The 15,038-nt window shown below is 69.4% G+C and carries 13 protein-coding genes; 3 read left to right on the forward strand and 10 right to left on the reverse strand.

What is annotated here, in order from left to right:
• Positions 1-154: 154 nt before the first annotated feature.
• A complete protein-coding gene (locus tag ACSFA0_RS00510; protein ID WP_435450867.1) occupies positions 155-1,111 on the reverse strand; it encodes an OmpA family protein in 957 nt (318 codons plus the stop codon).
• Between ACSFA0_RS00510 and ACSFA0_RS00515 the strand changes: the two genes are divergently transcribed.
• The gene (locus ACSFA0_RS00515; RefSeq protein WP_435448279.1) at positions 995-3,451 is read left to right on the forward strand and encodes a CHASE2 domain-containing protein; all 2,457 of its coding nucleotides are present in this window, start codon (positions 995-997) and stop codon (positions 3,449-3,451) included. The genes ACSFA0_RS00510 and ACSFA0_RS00515 overlap by 117 nt on opposite strands.
• On the opposite strand, the gene ACSFA0_RS00520 is transcribed toward ACSFA0_RS00515, so the two are convergent.
• From ACSFA0_RS00520 to ACSFA0_RS00555, 8 genes are all read right to left on the reverse strand, one after another.
• Positions 3,448-3,864, reverse strand: a complete 417-nt coding sequence (locus tag ACSFA0_RS00520; protein ID WP_435448280.1) for a carboxypeptidase regulatory-like domain-containing protein — start codon at positions 3,862-3,864, stop codon at positions 3,448-3,450. The two genes, ACSFA0_RS00515 and ACSFA0_RS00520, sit on opposite strands and share 4 nt — an antisense overlap.
• An 87-nt stretch (positions 3,865-3,951) precedes the next feature.
• Complete coding sequence (gene glcF / locus ACSFA0_RS00525) at positions 3,952-5,181, reverse strand: glycolate oxidase subunit GlcF (protein ID WP_435448281.1); 1,230 nt, start codon at positions 5,179-5,181, stop codon at positions 3,952-3,954.
• Positions 5,182-5,217: 36 nt separating this feature from the next.
• The gene (locus ACSFA0_RS00530) at positions 5,218-6,024 is read right to left on the reverse strand and encodes a YoaK family protein (RefSeq protein WP_435448282.1); all 807 of its coding nucleotides are present in this window, start codon (positions 6,022-6,024) and stop codon (positions 5,218-5,220) included.
• Between the two features lie 21 nt (positions 6,025-6,045).
• On the reverse strand, positions 6,046-7,158 hold the full coding sequence (glcE, locus tag ACSFA0_RS00535) for a glycolate oxidase subunit GlcE (protein WP_435448283.1): 1,113 nt from the start codon (positions 7,156-7,158) through the stop codon (positions 6,046-6,048).
• Between the two features lie 43 nt (positions 7,159-7,201).
• Positions 7,202-8,125 carry an SMP-30/gluconolactonase/LRE family protein gene (locus ACSFA0_RS00540; protein WP_435448284.1) on the reverse strand — a complete coding sequence of 308 codons (924 nt, stop codon included), beginning with the start codon at positions 8,123-8,125 and terminating at the stop codon, positions 7,202-7,204.
• Positions 8,126-8,357: 232 nt separating this feature from the next.
• Positions 8,358-9,911, reverse strand: coding sequence for an ammonium transporter (locus tag ACSFA0_RS00545; RefSeq protein WP_435448285.1), 1,554 nt, complete (start codon positions 9,909-9,911; stop codon positions 8,358-8,360).
• Positions 9,912-9,942: 31 nt separating this feature from the next.
• Positions 9,943-10,281 carry a P-II family nitrogen regulator gene (glnK, locus tag ACSFA0_RS00550; RefSeq protein ID WP_140844855.1) on the reverse strand — a complete coding sequence of 113 codons (339 nt, stop codon included), beginning with the start codon at positions 10,279-10,281 and terminating at the stop codon, positions 9,943-9,945.
• Positions 10,282-10,340: 59 nt separating this feature from the next.
• On the reverse strand, positions 10,341-11,081 hold the full coding sequence (locus ACSFA0_RS00555) for a TorF family putative porin (RefSeq protein ID WP_435448286.1): 741 nt from the start codon (positions 11,079-11,081) through the stop codon (positions 10,341-10,343).
• A 213-nt stretch (positions 11,082-11,294) separates the two neighbouring features.
• Here ACSFA0_RS00555 and ACSFA0_RS00560 point away from each other — a divergent pair, with 213 nt between their 5' ends.
• Both ACSFA0_RS00560 and ACSFA0_RS00565 read left to right on the forward strand, forming a co-directional pair.
• Positions 11,295-12,824, forward strand: coding sequence for a YifB family Mg chelatase-like AAA ATPase (locus ACSFA0_RS00560; protein WP_435448287.1), 1,530 nt, complete (start codon positions 11,295-11,297; stop codon positions 12,822-12,824).
• 147 nt (positions 12,825-12,971) lie between these two features.
• Positions 12,972-13,727 carry an SDR family oxidoreductase gene (locus ACSFA0_RS00565; RefSeq protein WP_435448288.1) on the forward strand — a complete coding sequence of 252 codons (756 nt, stop codon included), beginning with the start codon at positions 12,972-12,974 and terminating at the stop codon, positions 13,725-13,727.
• A gap of 12 nt (positions 13,728-13,739) precedes the next feature.
• On the opposite strand, the gene ACSFA0_RS00570 is transcribed toward ACSFA0_RS00565, so the two are convergent.
• A complete protein-coding gene (locus ACSFA0_RS00570) occupies positions 13,740-14,924 on the reverse strand; it encodes a fumarylacetoacetate hydrolase family protein (RefSeq protein ID WP_435448289.1) in 1,185 nt (394 codons plus the stop codon).
• Between the last annotated feature and the right edge of the window lie 114 nt (positions 14,925-15,038).

Raw genomic sequence — 15,038 nt, forward strand, 5'->3', positions numbered from 1 at the left:
TGGGTTCGAATGGTGTCGACAAGCGGAGCGCCGCGGTGGCGTTAGCGAGGTTCTGCGAGATTCAGGACGCATTTCGTTCTCAAAGTGCAAACTAATGGGCAACAAAGATTAAAAATGCGCGCCGCGGAAGGTCAGCCACCCGTGCGCCGACAGGTCAGGAGGTCGACTGCACGCTGATGTCGACACGGCGGTTGGGCGCCAGACAGGCGATCAGCGCCTGTCGATTCGCCTGCGCGCACTGGACCTTCGGCGCCGTCTCGCCGACGCCCTGGACCTGGATGCCATGCGCGGGCACGCCGGCCTTCACCAGGAAATCGCGCACCGTGGCCGCACGGGCCAGCGACAGCTGCTGGTTGTAGCGGGGGGAACCCAGCCTGTCGGTGTGGCCGGTGATGTCGATGCGCTCCACGCCCTGGGCGCCACGCAGGCTGGCGGCGAGTGCGTCGAGTTCCTGCCGCCCCTGCGGCAGCAGGTCGCTCGCGGCAGCGCCGTCGAAGGCGAAGAGCGCATCGGCCGACAGCTCGACGCGCTTGGGTGCCGGCCGCGCCGCCACGCGCTCGACGGGCGCAGGCGGTGTCGGTGCCGCGGCGACCTTGAGCACATCGGCGCAATCCGTCGGCAGCCAGTGGAAGCTCTGCGCCACCACGTGCTTGTCGAAGATCGCCTTGTACTGGCAGGTCTTGACGCCAGCCGGCGTGCGGAAGTGAAAGATGTAGTCCCACTCGCGCACGGCGGCCATTCCCTCGCTGAAATGCGGGCGGCCGACGAAGTCGTAGAGCTGGTCTTTGGTCACCCCCGGCGCGATGCGGCGCAGGTTGTCGAGGTTCGGGAAGGTGCCCTCCTTGAACCAGGCGTCTTTCTGCGCCGGGAATACGACCTCGCCGGCAACGCCCTCGTCCGAGATCTGCTTGCTCAGGGGTATCGGCTCGAGTGGGTCCGTTCCGATGGAGCCGCGGCCGGCGCCTGAGCCGCAGACAGCGCCCTCGCCGTTTCCATGCGCCGCCGTTTCCTGATCGAGTGGCTGCTCATCGCCGCACTGCTGCCGCTGGCCCTGCTCTGGGTCAACGACCGCCCCGGACTGGGCGATATCAACCGACTGCTCTACGACCAGGCGCTGCGCACCGACGAACGTGCTGCGCCTGCGTCCGACATCGTGATCATCGGCATCGACGAGCGCAGCATTGCGGCGCTCGGGCCGTGGCCATGGTCGCGCACCCTCCACGCGCGGCTGCTGGAACAACTCGCCCCGCACGCGCCACGCAGCGTGATGTTCAACGTGTTCTTCGACACGCCCGGGCCGCCGGAAGACGACGCCTGGCTGGCAAGAGCGATGACGAAACTGCCCGTCTATCTGCCGATGAATTTCGGCGTCGTCCCCGGCGCCGCGGGCACCCTCTCCACCGCCTCCATCGGGTACAGCGAACCGGTCCCGCTGCTGGCCACGGCGGCCCGCGGTCTGGGCCACGTCAATGTCAACGCCGACAGCGACGACCGCGTGCGCACCTTGTTTCGCTACGAAGGCACCGCCGTGCGCCTGGCACCCTACGCCGGCGTGTTGGTGGCGTCGGGCGCGCGGGACGCGGCACCCGCCGGGCCCGCCTTCGAACCCGACGGCCGATGGACTCGGCTGTCGCGCTTCGGCTTCCGGCTGGCCGGGCCGGCGGGCAGCTATCGCACGGTGTCCTATGTGGACGTGCTCCTGGGCACGGTGCCGGCGGAATCCTTTCGCGGGAAGAATCTGCTGGTGGGCGCCGTGGAAGACTCACGGCTGGACGATCAACTGGCCGTGACGGGCATGGGTGCGCGAAGCGCCGCACTGCCCGGCGTGGAGGTGCACGCCAACGCGCTCGACGCGCTGATGCACGGCCGCACCATCGAGTTTCCCGGCATGCGGGCGGTTTGGCTCTGGATCGCCTTGCCCTCGTGGACGGCGCTGATCCTCTTTCTCGTCCTCGCGCGGCACGCCGCCATCTGCGCCCTGTTGCTCGCTGCGATCACGGCAGGCCTGGGCGTGGTCGCCTTGCAGGAAGGCCGCACCGCGCTGCCCATCGCCACACCGCTCTTCGGCATCGCGCTGGCCTATGTGTTGTGGAGCTGGCGGCGCCTGGCCGCGCTGATGCAGTTCTTCAGGCAGCGGATCGACGCGCTGAACGCCGTGCCGGCCGGCGCCTTCGAGCCGGCGCAGGTCTCCCGCGCCGTGGCCATGGACTCGCTCGAGCAGCGAACGCATTCGCTCGAACGCGCCATTGGACGCCTCGTGACGCTGCAGTCGACGCTCAGCGATAGTCTGGCGGTGATGCCAGTGGCCGTGCTGATCTGCCGCGGCGATGGTCTGATCGGTCAGAGCAACGCCGCTGCGCGTGCGCTGCTGATGCCCTTTGCCCGCGACAGCATCGCGCATGAAGGCCTGAGGGGTCAGAGCAACGCCGCTGCGCGTGCGCTGCTGATGCCCTTTGCCCGCGACAGCATCGCGCATGAAGGCCTGAGCGACACGCTCGCCGGACGCCCGTTTTTCGGCTTGTTGGCGTCTCTGCAGCGTCTGGATCTGATCGACGTCCCGCCGGCGGTGGTGGCGACGTTGCCCTCGGTGTGGCGGGAGGCTGCGACCGGCGAGTACACGACGGAGGCCGGCTCGGTCTTCCGGGCGCAGGCCGTGCGCCTCGGCGAGCACGAACCCGGACCTGCATCGGAGCGCTGGCTCGTCGTGCTGCGCGACCTCACCCGCGAACGCCAGGCCGAACGCGAACGCGCCGCGTTGTTCGCCTTCTTCTCGCACGACCTGCGCGCGCCGCAGGTGTCGATCCTGAGCCTGATCGAACTCCATGCGCCCGGCGACTCGCCCCCCGTCGCTCAGGACTTGAACGCGGCCGTCGCGCGCGAGGCGCAGCGCACGCTCGCCATGGCCGACAGCTTCATGACCATGCTCGAGGCCGACTCCACCGATTACCGCGTCATGGCCGTGTCGATCGCCGGCGTGGCGACGGAAGCGCTCGATGCCGTCTGGGCCTACGCGCAGACGCGTGGGGTCACGCTGCGCGAGCGCCTGCACGACGAAGAAGCCTTCGTGCTGGCCGACGGCGCACTGCTGATGCGTGCGCTGCGCAACCTGCTCGACAACGCCATCCGCCACAGCCCGGCGGGCAGCCAGATCGACGTCTGCATGGCCGCGCTGCCATCGGACGACGGACAGTCGTCGGAGATCCTTCTATCGATCCGCGACGAAGGCGCCGGAATGGACGGCGAAGCGCTGTCGCGGGTGCGGGAAGCAGGTCACCGCCGGACCGGCGGCGGTCGTGCGCACGGCTGGGGGCTCGGCCTTGCCGTGGTCAACACCGTCGTGTCGCGCCACGGCGGCTGGATCGACGTGACGAGCCGCCCAGGCGCCGGCACGCAGTTCATGATCGGGCTGCCGCAGTGCGCACCCGAGGCGACGGCGCCTGTTAGCGCCTAGAAACGGAAGTCGAGCGTCTTCGGTGCGCCACCGACGGTCACGGTCTGGCGCTTGCTCATGCCCTCGGTGCTTGCCTCGACCGTGTAGTTGCCGGCCGGGAGATTCACCAGGCACACCGGGCCGCCTGCGCGGAGGCTGACCGGGGCGCTGCCCGCGCCGGTCACCGTCACCGCCACGTCCGCCAGGTAGGCGCCGTCGGCGCGAGCGAACAGCAACGACAGCGGATGCGACTTCATTGCCGCGCGCATGGCCGTGGACTCGTCCACGCCGATGCCGCCGCAGGCATAGCGAACCGCGCCTTCACTGCGCATCTCGGGGACGGCGCCCTGCGCCTGCACCAGCGTGAGCGCACTGGCCCCGACGCAGGCGAGCGCGACACACGATTGAACGACCAGCAAACGGCGGGGGGACATGCGGAACTCCTCTGACTTGAACATGCGGCGAGCATGCTGCACGCATCGACCTGCGCGCGTCGGCCGATGACGGCGGCTGCTGTCCGATCAGGCCGGCGCCAAGGCCGCATCCAGCAGCTCGACCCAGTGCCGCACCGGCGTCTCGCTGCCGCTCAGCAGGTGCGTGATGCAGCCGATGTTGGCCGACACGATGGTGGTCGGCTGCAGCTGGTTCAGGTGCCCCAGCTTGCGGTCGCGCAGCGGGTAGGCCAGCTCGGGCTGCAGCACCGAATACGTGCCGGCCGAGCCGCAGCACAGGTGCGCCTCACTCCTTGCGACCTGCATGTCGAAACCCAGCGCGCGCAGGTTCACCTCGACGCCGCCGCGCAGTTTCTGGCCGTGCTGCAGCGTGCACGGCGGGTGGTAGGCGATGACGCCCGCCGGCGCCTTGACGCGCGGCTTGAGCGCGGGCACTAGGTCGGGCAGCAGCTCGCTCAGGTCGCGCGTCAGCGCGCTGATGCGTTCGGCCTTCAGCGCATAGGCCGGGTCGTCCTTGAAGAGATGGCCGTAGTCGCGCACCGTGACGCCGCAGCCGGAGGCATTCATGACGATGGCCTCCACGTCGTCGCGCTCGGCGTGCGGCCACCACGCGTCGATGTTGGCGCGCATGTGCGCCTTGCCGCCCTCGTGGTCGTTGAGGTGGAACTTCACCGCGCCGCAGCAGCCGGCTTCCGGCGCGATCACGGTCTGGATGCCCGCGGCGTCCAGCACCCGCGCCGTCGCGCTGTTGATGTTGGGCATCATCGACGGCTGCACGCAGCCCGCGAGCATCAGCACCTTGCGCGCATGGGTGCGCGTCGGCCAGGCGCCGGCGTCCTGCTTCGGCGGCACCTTGGCGCGCAGCTTCTCGGGCAAGAGGCCGCGCACCGACTGGCCGAGCTTCATTGCCGGCGCGAAGAGCGGTGAGGTCAGGCCTTCCTTCAGCAGCCAGCGCGTGGCCGACTCCATCGCCGGGCGCGGCACCTTCTCGTCGACGATCTTGCGGCCGATGTCAACCAGATGGCCGTACTGCACGCCGCTCGGGCAGGTGGTCTCGCAGTTGCGGCAGGTCAGGCAGCGGTCCAGGTGCAGCTGCGTGGCGCGCGTGGGCAGCTGGCCCTCGAGCACCTGCTTCATCAGGTAGATGCGGCCGCGCGGGCCGTCGAGCTCGTCGCCGAGCAGCTGGTAGGTCGGGCAGGTCGCGGTGCAGAAACCGCAGTGAACGCACTTGCGCAGGATGGCTTCGGCCTCGCGGCCCTCTGCCGTGCCCTGGAATTCGGGGGCGAGTTGGGTTTGCATCGTGGGTTGTCTCGTTGTGCGTCGATTGTGAGCGCCCTACGGGCCGGCCGGTGGCGCGCGTCGACCGAAGCGCCGCGCGGCAGAACCGAGCAGCAATTGCAGGTAGACCGAACGCCGCAGGTCCCGCCGGAAAGGCGGCAGCGACAGCGCCAGCAGCAACGCAGCAAGCGGTACCACCCAGACGAAGCCGATGTACTTGAAGCCGGTGGCGCCCACGATGCCGCCGACGATGAACATGCCGATCAGCCCGCCATAGAAGCGCAAGGCCGCGCGGTTGGCGCGCACCCGCTTTTCGGGAGGCGTCAGGCGATGGTTGCGATAGACGAGCCGGCCGAGCTCGAGCCCCAGATCGGTGACGTGGCCGGTCATGTGCGTGGTGCGCATCTTGCCGTGCGACATCGCCGAGCTCAGCCCGTTCTGCAGGCCCATGATGTACGACAGCAGCAGCACCGTGAGCGGCACCGCGAAGGGCGTCGGCCAGGTGAGCGTGATGGCGCCGAGCAGGCCGAAGACCAGCAGCAGCGCGGCCTCGAGCATCAGCGGCAACGCGAAGGCGCTGCGCAGACGGTGGCGCTGGGCCCAGTGCACGATCACGGCCGTGGTGGCCGCACCGACGATGAAGGCCAGCAGCGCACCGAGCGCGCCGAGCAGCAGCGCCACGTTGCCCAGCACCAGCCCGTCGGCCACCTGCGAGGCGAAGCCGGACATGTGCGAGGTGTACATGTGCACCACCAGCAAGCCTCCCGCATTCACCGCACCGGCATTGAAGGCCAGCAGCAGGCCGAAGATGCGGTCGACCGAGGCGGTCCGATGCTGGCCGGTGAGATGGAGCAGGCGGCGCATGGCGGCGGTGCGGGGCTCCGGCTAGCCGAGCGCGGGCTCGGCGCGGTACAGACGGCCGCGGTTGAAGATGCCGGCCGGGTCGAACTCGCGCTGCAGTGCCCGATGAATGCGCGCGAGCGGCGGCGTGAGCGCATCGAAGCGCGGCACCGCCGCATCATGCTGCGCCGCGCGGAACAGCGTGGCGTGGCCGCCTGCCGCTCGCGCCGCCGCACGCAGGCGCTCGCCCTCGCCGTCCGGCGCGAAGCACCAGCGCTGGCCGCCATGCCATTCGACGAGCGGCTGGCTGCCCAGCGCCAGCACCGGCGCGCTCTGCGGCACCGAGAGGCGCCAGAGCTCGTGGCCGGCCGGCGCGTCGGCGAACCACGGCAAGCGCTGGTCGCGGCAGGCGTCCCAGTCGGCCTTGACGTCGCCCTGACGTTCACCGCCCAGGTGCGCACAGGCGGCGTCGACCGCGGCCACCGCGCCGCGCAGGCGCAGGTACAGCACGCCCTCACCTGCCTCTACCCCGGCCTCGGGCACCCAGCAGCTCGCGTTGAGCGGCAGCGGCCGGCCGCCCCAGCCGTTGAGCAGTTCGAGCGCCTCGGCCTCCCCGCATTCGAAGCGCAGCGTGGCCTCGGCCGGCGGCACCGGCAACACCTTGAGGCTCACCTCGGCAATGACGCCCAGCACGCCGAGCGACCCGGCCAGCACGCGCGAGACGTCGTAGCCCGCGACGTTCTTCATCACCTGGCCACCGAAGCTGAGCAGCTCGCCGCGACCGTTGACGAGCGTCGCGCCCAGCACATAGTCGCGCACCGCACCGACGCTGGCCCGCGCCGGCCCCGAGAGGCCCGCGGCGACCATGCCGCCCACGGTCGCACCGTCGGCGAAGTGCGGTGGCTCGAAGGGCAGGCACTGGCCCTTCTCGGCCAGCACGGCTTCGAGTTCGGCCAGCGGCGTGCCGGCCTGCACCGTCACCACCAGCTCGCTCGGCTCGTAGCTCGTGATGCCCGACAGCGCCCGGGTGTCGAGCAGGTCGCCGTCGCACGGCTCGCCGTAGAAGTCCTTGGTGCCGCCGCCCCGGATGCGCAGTGGCGTGCCGGCGGCGGTGGCCGCGCGGATACGCTCCGCGATGGCGTGAAGCTGGGGGTTCATGCGGTCGATGGTACGCCGTGCGCGGGCCCACGCAGGTCGCGCATCAGTCCTCGAAGAAGTTCACCGGCAGGCCGGCCGTCGCCATGCGGGTGCTGAACACGCGGCCGGAATGCGGCAGGCGCGCGCGCTCGGCATCGCTGCGGCCCTTGGCGGCCGTGGTGACGAAGAGCGTGCGCAGGTCGGCGCCGCCGAAGCAGGGCATCGTTGGGCACTGGGCGGGCAGCGCCAGGGTGTCGACCCGCGCGCCCGACGGGTCGAAGCGCAGCAGCTGTGCGCCCTCGAACATCGCTACCCAGTAGTGGCCATCGACCGACAGGGTGGCGCCGTCGGGTCGGCCGTCGTAAGGCAGGCCGGATTCGGGCGTCCAGCCGTCCGGCTTGGCGTCGAATTGCGCGAAGACCCGTTCGCCCGACAGCGTGTTGGCGGTCGCGTCCCAGTCCCACGCCCGGACGGCATGCGACGCCGTGTCGGCCCAGTAGACCGTACGTGCGTCCGTCGAGAAGGCGAGGCCGTTGGCGGTCGTGGCCTCGTTCGCCATCTGCGTGAAGACGGGCGACTGGCCGCCACGGGCGTCGAGGCAGAACAATGCCGCATTGGCGCGGTCCTTCGCTTCGTTGATCGTGCCGGCCCAGAAGCGGCCCTGCACGTCGCACTTGCCGTCGTTGAAGCGCATGGTCCGCGTGTCGTGGTCGGCGCGCACCAGCAACTGCAGCGCGCCTCCCCACTCGCGGGCGCGGTAGATGCCGTCGCGCAGCGCCAGCACCAGGCCGCCGCTGCGCGCCGGCGCCATGCAGCCGGGCTCGCTGGGCAGCGGCCAGCGTTCGATGCGCATCGCGTGGCCCTCACCGCGGGTGCGCAGCACGGTGCGCGCGGGGATGTCCAGCCAGTAGAGCGCCTGTTCGTCCGGATGCCAGAAAGGCGATTCGCCGAGCTGGCAGGCGCTGTCGTCGAGGGGGGTCCAATTCATGGCGTTCATTGTGGCGCGCGCGGGCAAAAAAAAGCCCGCGGTGCCGAAGCACTGCGGGCTGAACATCCAAAGGAGACTCTCGCTGAAAACTCGTTCGTCTATTCATTCTTTCTTTTTCCCCTGCCAGGAACACCGCGGAACTGGCTTCGCCGGGCTGCTGGTGTTGCCCCCTGGAGGGGGAAGGGCCAGGCAATACACAGTGACACGCAGTGCGCCGGGCCCTTCGGGGGTGTTACCTGTTATAGGCGGTTTCGCCGTGAGCGGAGATGTCGAGGCCTTCGCGCTCTTCTTCTTCCGTCACACGCAGGCCCACCGTCAGGTCGGCGATCTTGAAGGCGATGAAGGACACGACGCCCGACCACACGATGGTCAGCAGCACGCCCTTCAATTGGACCCAGACCTGGGCGCCGATGCCGTTGGAGACGACCGATGCCGTGACCCAGTCACCGACCAGGCCGGGGCCACCGAGGGCTTGCGTGTTGAACACGCCGGTCAGCAGCGCGCCGACGATACCGCCGACACCGTGCACGCCGAACACGTCGAGCGAGTCGTCCGCGCCCAGCAGCTTCTTCAGGCCGTTCACGCCCCACAGGCAGGCGAAGCCGGCGATGAAGCCGATGATGATCGCGCCCATCAGGCCGACGTTGCCGGCAGCCGGGGTGATGGCCACGAGGCCGGCGACGGCACCCGATGCGGCACCCAGCATCGACGCCTTGCCGCGCATCATCGCTTCACCGATGCACCAGGCGAGCACCGCAGCGGCGGTGGCCGAGAAGGTGTTCATGAAGGCGAGCACGGCGCTGGTGCCAGCTTCGAGGGCCGAACCGGCGTTGAAGCCGAACCAACCCACCCACAGCAGCGAGGCACCGACCATCGTCAGCGTCAGCGAATGCGGCGTGAAGGCTTCCTTGCCGTAGCCAACGCGCTTGCCGATCACGTAGGCACCGACCAGGCCGGCCACAGCTGCGTTGATGTGCACGACCGTGCCGCCGGCGAAGTCGAGCGCGCCCCACTGCCAGATCAGACCGGCCTTGCTGTTCATCTCGTCCACGACACCGGCTGCGGTGTAGGCGTCCGGGCCCATCCAGAACCAGACCATGTGCGCCAGCGGCGTGTAGCTGAAGGTGAACCAGATGACCATGAACACCAGCACGCCGGAGAACTTGGCGCGTTCGGCGAAGGCACCGACGATCAGGCAGCAGGTGATGCCGGCGAAGGTCGCCTGGAAGGCAGCGAACAGCAGCTCGGGGATGTAGACGCCCTTGCTGAACGTGGCCGCCGGTGCGAAGGTGCCCGCGGCCGCGTCGAACACGCCCTTCATGAAGAGCCGGTCGAAGCCGCCGATGAAGGCATTCCCCTCGGTGAATGCGAGGCTGTAGCCGTAGATGAGCCACAGCACCACGATCATGGAGAAGGTGACCATCACCTGCATCAGCACCGACAGCATGTTCTTGCTGCGGACCAGGCCGCCGTAGAACAGCGCGAGGCCAGGGATGGTCATCATGATGACCAGCAGCGTGGACAGCATCATCCAGCTGGTGTCGCCCTTGTTGAACGACGGAGCGGCAGCGGCAGGCGCGGCAGCTTCCGCAGCGGGTGCAGCAGCAGCGGGTGCGGCGGCCGGTGCGGCAGCAGGCGTCGCGGCCGCAGGCGTCGCGGCGGAAGGCGCAGCGGCCGACGTGGCCCCGGCTTCCTGGGCGTTCGGCGTCGGGGTCTGGGCGAAACCGGTCACGCCGGCAGTGAGCACGCTCAAGCCGAGCGCGAGTGAGACAAGCAGTTTTTTCATGTCGATTGTTCTTTCGTGCCTCGATGCGAGATCAGAGAGCCTCGCGGCCGGTTTCACCGGTGCGGATGCGCACCACTTGTTCCAGGTTGTAGACAAAGATCTTGCCGTCGCCGATCTTGCCGGTGCGGGCCGCGCCCTCGACCGCCTCGATCACCCGCTCGACCAGCTCGTCGGCCACAGCCGCTTCGATCTTGACCTTCGGCAGGAAGTCGACCACGTACTCCGCGCCGCGGTAGAGCTCGGTATGGCCTTTCTGGCGACCGAAGCCCTTGACTTCCGTCACGGTGATCCCCTGGACACCGATCGTCGACAGCGCCTCGCGCACCTCGTCGAGCTTGAATGGTTTGATGATGGCTGTGACCAGCTTCATGGCGTTTCTCCTAGAGATGAAATGGATCGGCGCGGCAACATGGGCCGCGCCTTTGTTCTTTAGAGCGTCTTGCTGAGCGTGACGATGCCGCGGGCCTTGTTCACGAAGCCGTAGAAGTCCTTCTTGTTCGCGCCCTGCACACCGCCGTAGAGCGCCAGGCCGCTGCCGAAGTCGTACGACACGCCCAGCGCGTAGTCGACGTAGTTCGGGATGCCGGGGACGTTGTCTTTGATGCCGCCGTTGAAGCGCGTGTAGCCCACCGCCGCCTTCAGCGTCAGCGAGGGCGCGACTTCCTGCGCGAAGGCCAGGTTCAGGTAGCCGGTGTTGCGGCCCTTGTAGCCGGAGCCCGCGTCCTCGCCGGCCCAGGCGAAGTAATCCTTGGAGATCGTGTGCGAGTACTTCAGGGTCAGCGGGCCGAAGCTGCCGGCGCCGTAGAGCTCGGTGGTGTTGGCGCCCTTGGCACCCGGGTAGATGTAGGTCAGCGCGCCCACGTCCCAGTTCACACCGCCGGCGGCGAACTTGTAGCCGCCGTAGATGTCGCTCTCGATGCTGTTGCCCGACAGCCAGTTGACGCTGGAGTTCCAGTTGCCGACGTACCAGCCGCTCTCGCCGAAGGCGTAGTCGAAGCCGCCCTGAATGGCGGGCTTGACGGCGCGCGTGCGGCCGGTGTCCTGGTCCTGGCCGCGGAACTTGTAATTGCTCGTGAGTGCAACGTTGCCCGTGAGCTGTGCGCTCGCGAACATCGGCAGGGTGGCAAGGGCGACCACGGCCAAGGCCTGGGCAGTTTTACGGTGCATCATCGATTTGGCTCCTGTGCAGGATTTGAGATAGGGGGAAACCTGTCAAAGCAGGGAGCGTGCCAAACTGCTCGCGTTGTGAACGCATCGGCCAGCGCAACGGCCTGTCACGGCTTGAAACGTTGCCAAAATTGTTTCAAACCGTGGGCGCGCACCAATGTGTGCGTTGTCTCGGCGGACATACAAGATTGCACCGATTTGGTGAAAGGGAGAGGAATGAGTCTGTCTTTGGTGCAAAGTCGCGCCCTGCTCGGGCTCGAAGCGGCCGCTGTCACGGTCGAGGTGCATCTGGCCAACGGGCTGCCCAGCTTCACGCTGGTGGGTCTGGCCGATGTGGAAGTCAAGGAAGCCCGCGAGCGCGTCCGTTCGGCGATCCACAACGCGGGGCTGGAATTTCCGAGCAACAAGCGCATCACGGTCAACCTCGCGCCGGCTGACCTTCCCAAGGATTCCGGCCGTTTCGACCTGCCGATCGCCCTGGGCATCCTCGCTGCCAGTGGCCAGATCGACCCCGAACGCCTGGCCGGACACGAGTTTGCAGGTGAGCTCTCACTCTCCGGCCATCTCCGGCCGGTGCGTGGTGCGTTGGCGATGGCGCTCGCGCTCCACACCCGCGGCGTGGCGACGCGGTTGGTGCTGCCGGCCGACAGCGCGCAGGAGGCGGCGCTGGTGCCCGACGCCGTGGTCTATGGCGCGCAGCACCTGCTCGACGTGGTCGGGCAGTTCCTGCACCAGCCGGCTGGCTCACCCGAGGCGCCGCCGGCCGCCGGCTGGACCCGCGTCGCCGCGCGACCCGCCGCACCGCCGGCGCCCTACGCCGACCTCGCTGACGTGAAGGGCCACGCCGGCATCAAGCGCGCGCTGGAAATCGCGGCGGCCGGCCAGCATGGGCTGCTGATGGTGGGCCCGCCGGGCTCGGGCAAGTCGATGCTGGCCCAGCGCTTCGCCGGGTTGCTGCCGCCGATGACGGTCGAGGAAGCGCTGGAGAGCGCCGCCATCGCCAGCCTCGGCGGACGCTTCACGCTGGAGCGCTGGATGGTGCGGCCGACCGCATCGCCGCACCACACGGCCAGCGCCGTGGCGCTGGTCGGGGGCGGATCGCCGCCACGGCCGGGCGAGATTTCGCTGGCGCACCAAGGGGTTCTTTTTTTGGATGAGTTCCCCGAGTTCGCCCGCGCCGCCCTCGAAGCCCTGCGCGAGCCACTGGAGACCGGCACGATCACCATCTCGCGCGCGGCGCGCCGGGCCGAGTTCCCCGCGCGCTTCCAGCTCATCGCGGCCATGAACCCGTGCCCCTGCGGCCACCTCGGCTCCGCCCTCAAGGCCTGCCGCTGCACGCCCGACCAGGTGGCCCGCTACCAGGGCAAGCTGAGCGGCCCGCTGCTCGACCGCATCGACCTGCACGTGGAGGTGCCGGCGATCGCGCCGCGGCAACTGCTCGACGCCGCGCCGGGCGAATCGACCGCCGACATCCGTGCACGCGTCGTCGCGGCCCGCGAACGCGCCATCGCCCGCCAAGGCACGGCGAACCAGGCGCTGGCGGGCGCGGCGATCGACCGCCATGCGGCGCTGGAGCCGGCCGCGCTCGGCTTCCTGCACACCGCCGCCGCGCGGCTGGGCTGGTCGGCACGCAGCACGCACCGGGCCCTGAAGGTGGCGCGCACCATTGCCGACCTGGCGGCCACCGAAACCGTGCAGCAGGTGCACGTGGCCGAGGCGGTGCAGTACCGGCGCGCGCTGCGCTGAAGGGGTCGCGCCGGGTTCCCTGCCACTGTTGGCTTTTCGGCAAACACTGCGTTCGCAAAGCCACCGCGCCTGCAACGACCGGCTGCGCGACCATCGCTCCATGGCCGCGCACAGGGCGCGGCCCCTCCCTCAAACCCAGGAGAACCCATGAGCACCCCCCTCGACCGCAAGATCGCCTTCATCACCGGCGGCAACCGCGGCATCGGCTTCGAAACCGCGCGTCAGCTCGGCGCCCTCGGCATCCTGCCGGTGATCGGCGCCCGCAGCGCCGAAGCCGGCCGCGACGCCGTCGCGCAGCTGCGCGAGGCAGGCATCGAGGCCGAATCGATCGTCTTCGACGTGACCGACGACGCGGACCACCGCCGCGCCTTCGACTTCTTCCAGAAAAGGGCCGGGCGCCTCGACATCCTGGTCAACAACGCCGGCGTGTACCTCGAGGGCGAACCTGGTGGCGCGCCGCGCTACCTGCCCTCGACCGTGCCCGACAAAGTGCTGCGCGGCACCTTCGACGCGAACTTCTTCGCGCCGATCGCCGTGACGCAGGCGCTGCTGCCGCTGCTGCGCCTGGCACCGGCCGGCCGCATCGTCAACCTGTCGAGCATCCTCGGCTCGCTGACGCTGCACAGCGACCCCGCCTCGCCGATCTACGACGCCAAAGTGACCGCCTACAACGCCTCGAAGACGGCACTCAACGCGTACACGGTGCACCTGGCCTATGAACTCAAGGGCAGCAGTACCAAAGTCAATTCGGCCCACCCCGGCTGGGTGCAGACCGCCATGGGCGGCAGCAGCGCGCCGATGAACGTGGTCGACGGTGCCAAGACGAGCGTGCAGCTGGCGACGCTGCCGGCCGACGGCCCCAGCGGCGGCTTCTTCCATCTGGGCGAGCCGCTGCCCTGGTGAGAACGTTCGGGCTCAGAGCAGCCCGCGGTGCGCGAGGTTGCGCATCAGCGCGGTGATGCCGAAGCGCCAGCGGGGCGCCTGGTCGGCGTGCACCACGCGGTTGACCAGCGCGCCGAGTTCAGGCGCCGAGATGCGCACCTGATCGCCCACCACATGGGTGAAGCCCTGGCCGGGGCCGTGGCGGTCTTGCGTCGGCGCGAACATGGTGCCGAGAAAGAGCATCAGCCCGTCGGGGTAGTCGTGGTGCTGGTTGATGGCCTGGCCCACCAGGTCCAACGGATCGCGGCTGATCTTCGCGAGCGAACTCGAACCCTCCATCGTGAAGCCCTCCGGCCCCGTAACCTGCAGGCCGACCGTGATGCGCCGCACGTCGTCGATGCCGAAGCCGGCGTCGAACAGGCGGATGAAGGGGCCGATGGCGCACGAGGCGTTGTTGTCCTTGGCCTTGCCCAAGAGCAGCGCGCTGCGGCCTTCGAAGTCGCGCAGGTTCACGTCGTTGCCCAGCGCCGCGCCGAGCGTCTGGCCGCGGCTGTTGACGGCCAGCACCACCTCCGGCTCGGGGTTGTTCCACACCGAGCCCGAATGGATGCCGACGTCGGCACCCATGCCCACGGCCGCGAGCACCGGCGCCTTGGTGAAGATCTCGGCGTCGGGCCCGATGCCGACCTCCAGGTACTGGGACCACGCGCCCTGCGCGATCAGCACCTCTTTCACGCGCGCCGCCTCGGGCGAGCCGGGCACGATGTCCGCCAAGTTGTCGCCGAGCACCTCGCCGATGGCCTGGCGCGTGGCCTGGGCACGCGACGCATCGCCGCGCGCCTGCTCCTCGATCACACGCTCCAGCAGGCTGGCGACGAAGGTCACGCCGCTGGCCTTCACCGCCTGCAGGTCGCAGGGGGCGAGCAGCCAGGGTCGGGTGCTGTCGCGTGCCGTCTCGTCGCTGTTGGCCAACACCGCGTCGAGCGAGGCGATGCGATGCGCGATGCCGTCCTGCAGCGCGGCGCGCACGGCGGCCGCGGGCGCGTCGCCTTCGAGCAGCTGGCTCATGGTCGGCGCGACGCGCGACAGGTCGTGCAGGTGGTCGCCATGCACCGCCACCAGCACCGGGCCGACGTCCGGCTGCCAGAGGCGGCCGACCAGCGTGGCCTGCGCGGCATCGTGCGGAAGGGAGGAAGAGGCACTGAGGGAGAGGGGCATGGTGTTGTCTCGGCTCTGAAGTTCTGAAGGACGCATCGGCCGCGAAGGCCGTGCGCCGCAACGATAACGCGCCCGGCTGGCGCGTGCGCGCCGGAGGAATTCTGCGGGGCCTGA

Source organism: Variovorax restrictus (genome assembly GCF_051216715.1).
In the GTDB taxonomy this organism is placed as follows: domain Bacteria; phylum Pseudomonadota; class Gammaproteobacteria; order Burkholderiales; family Burkholderiaceae_C; genus Variovorax.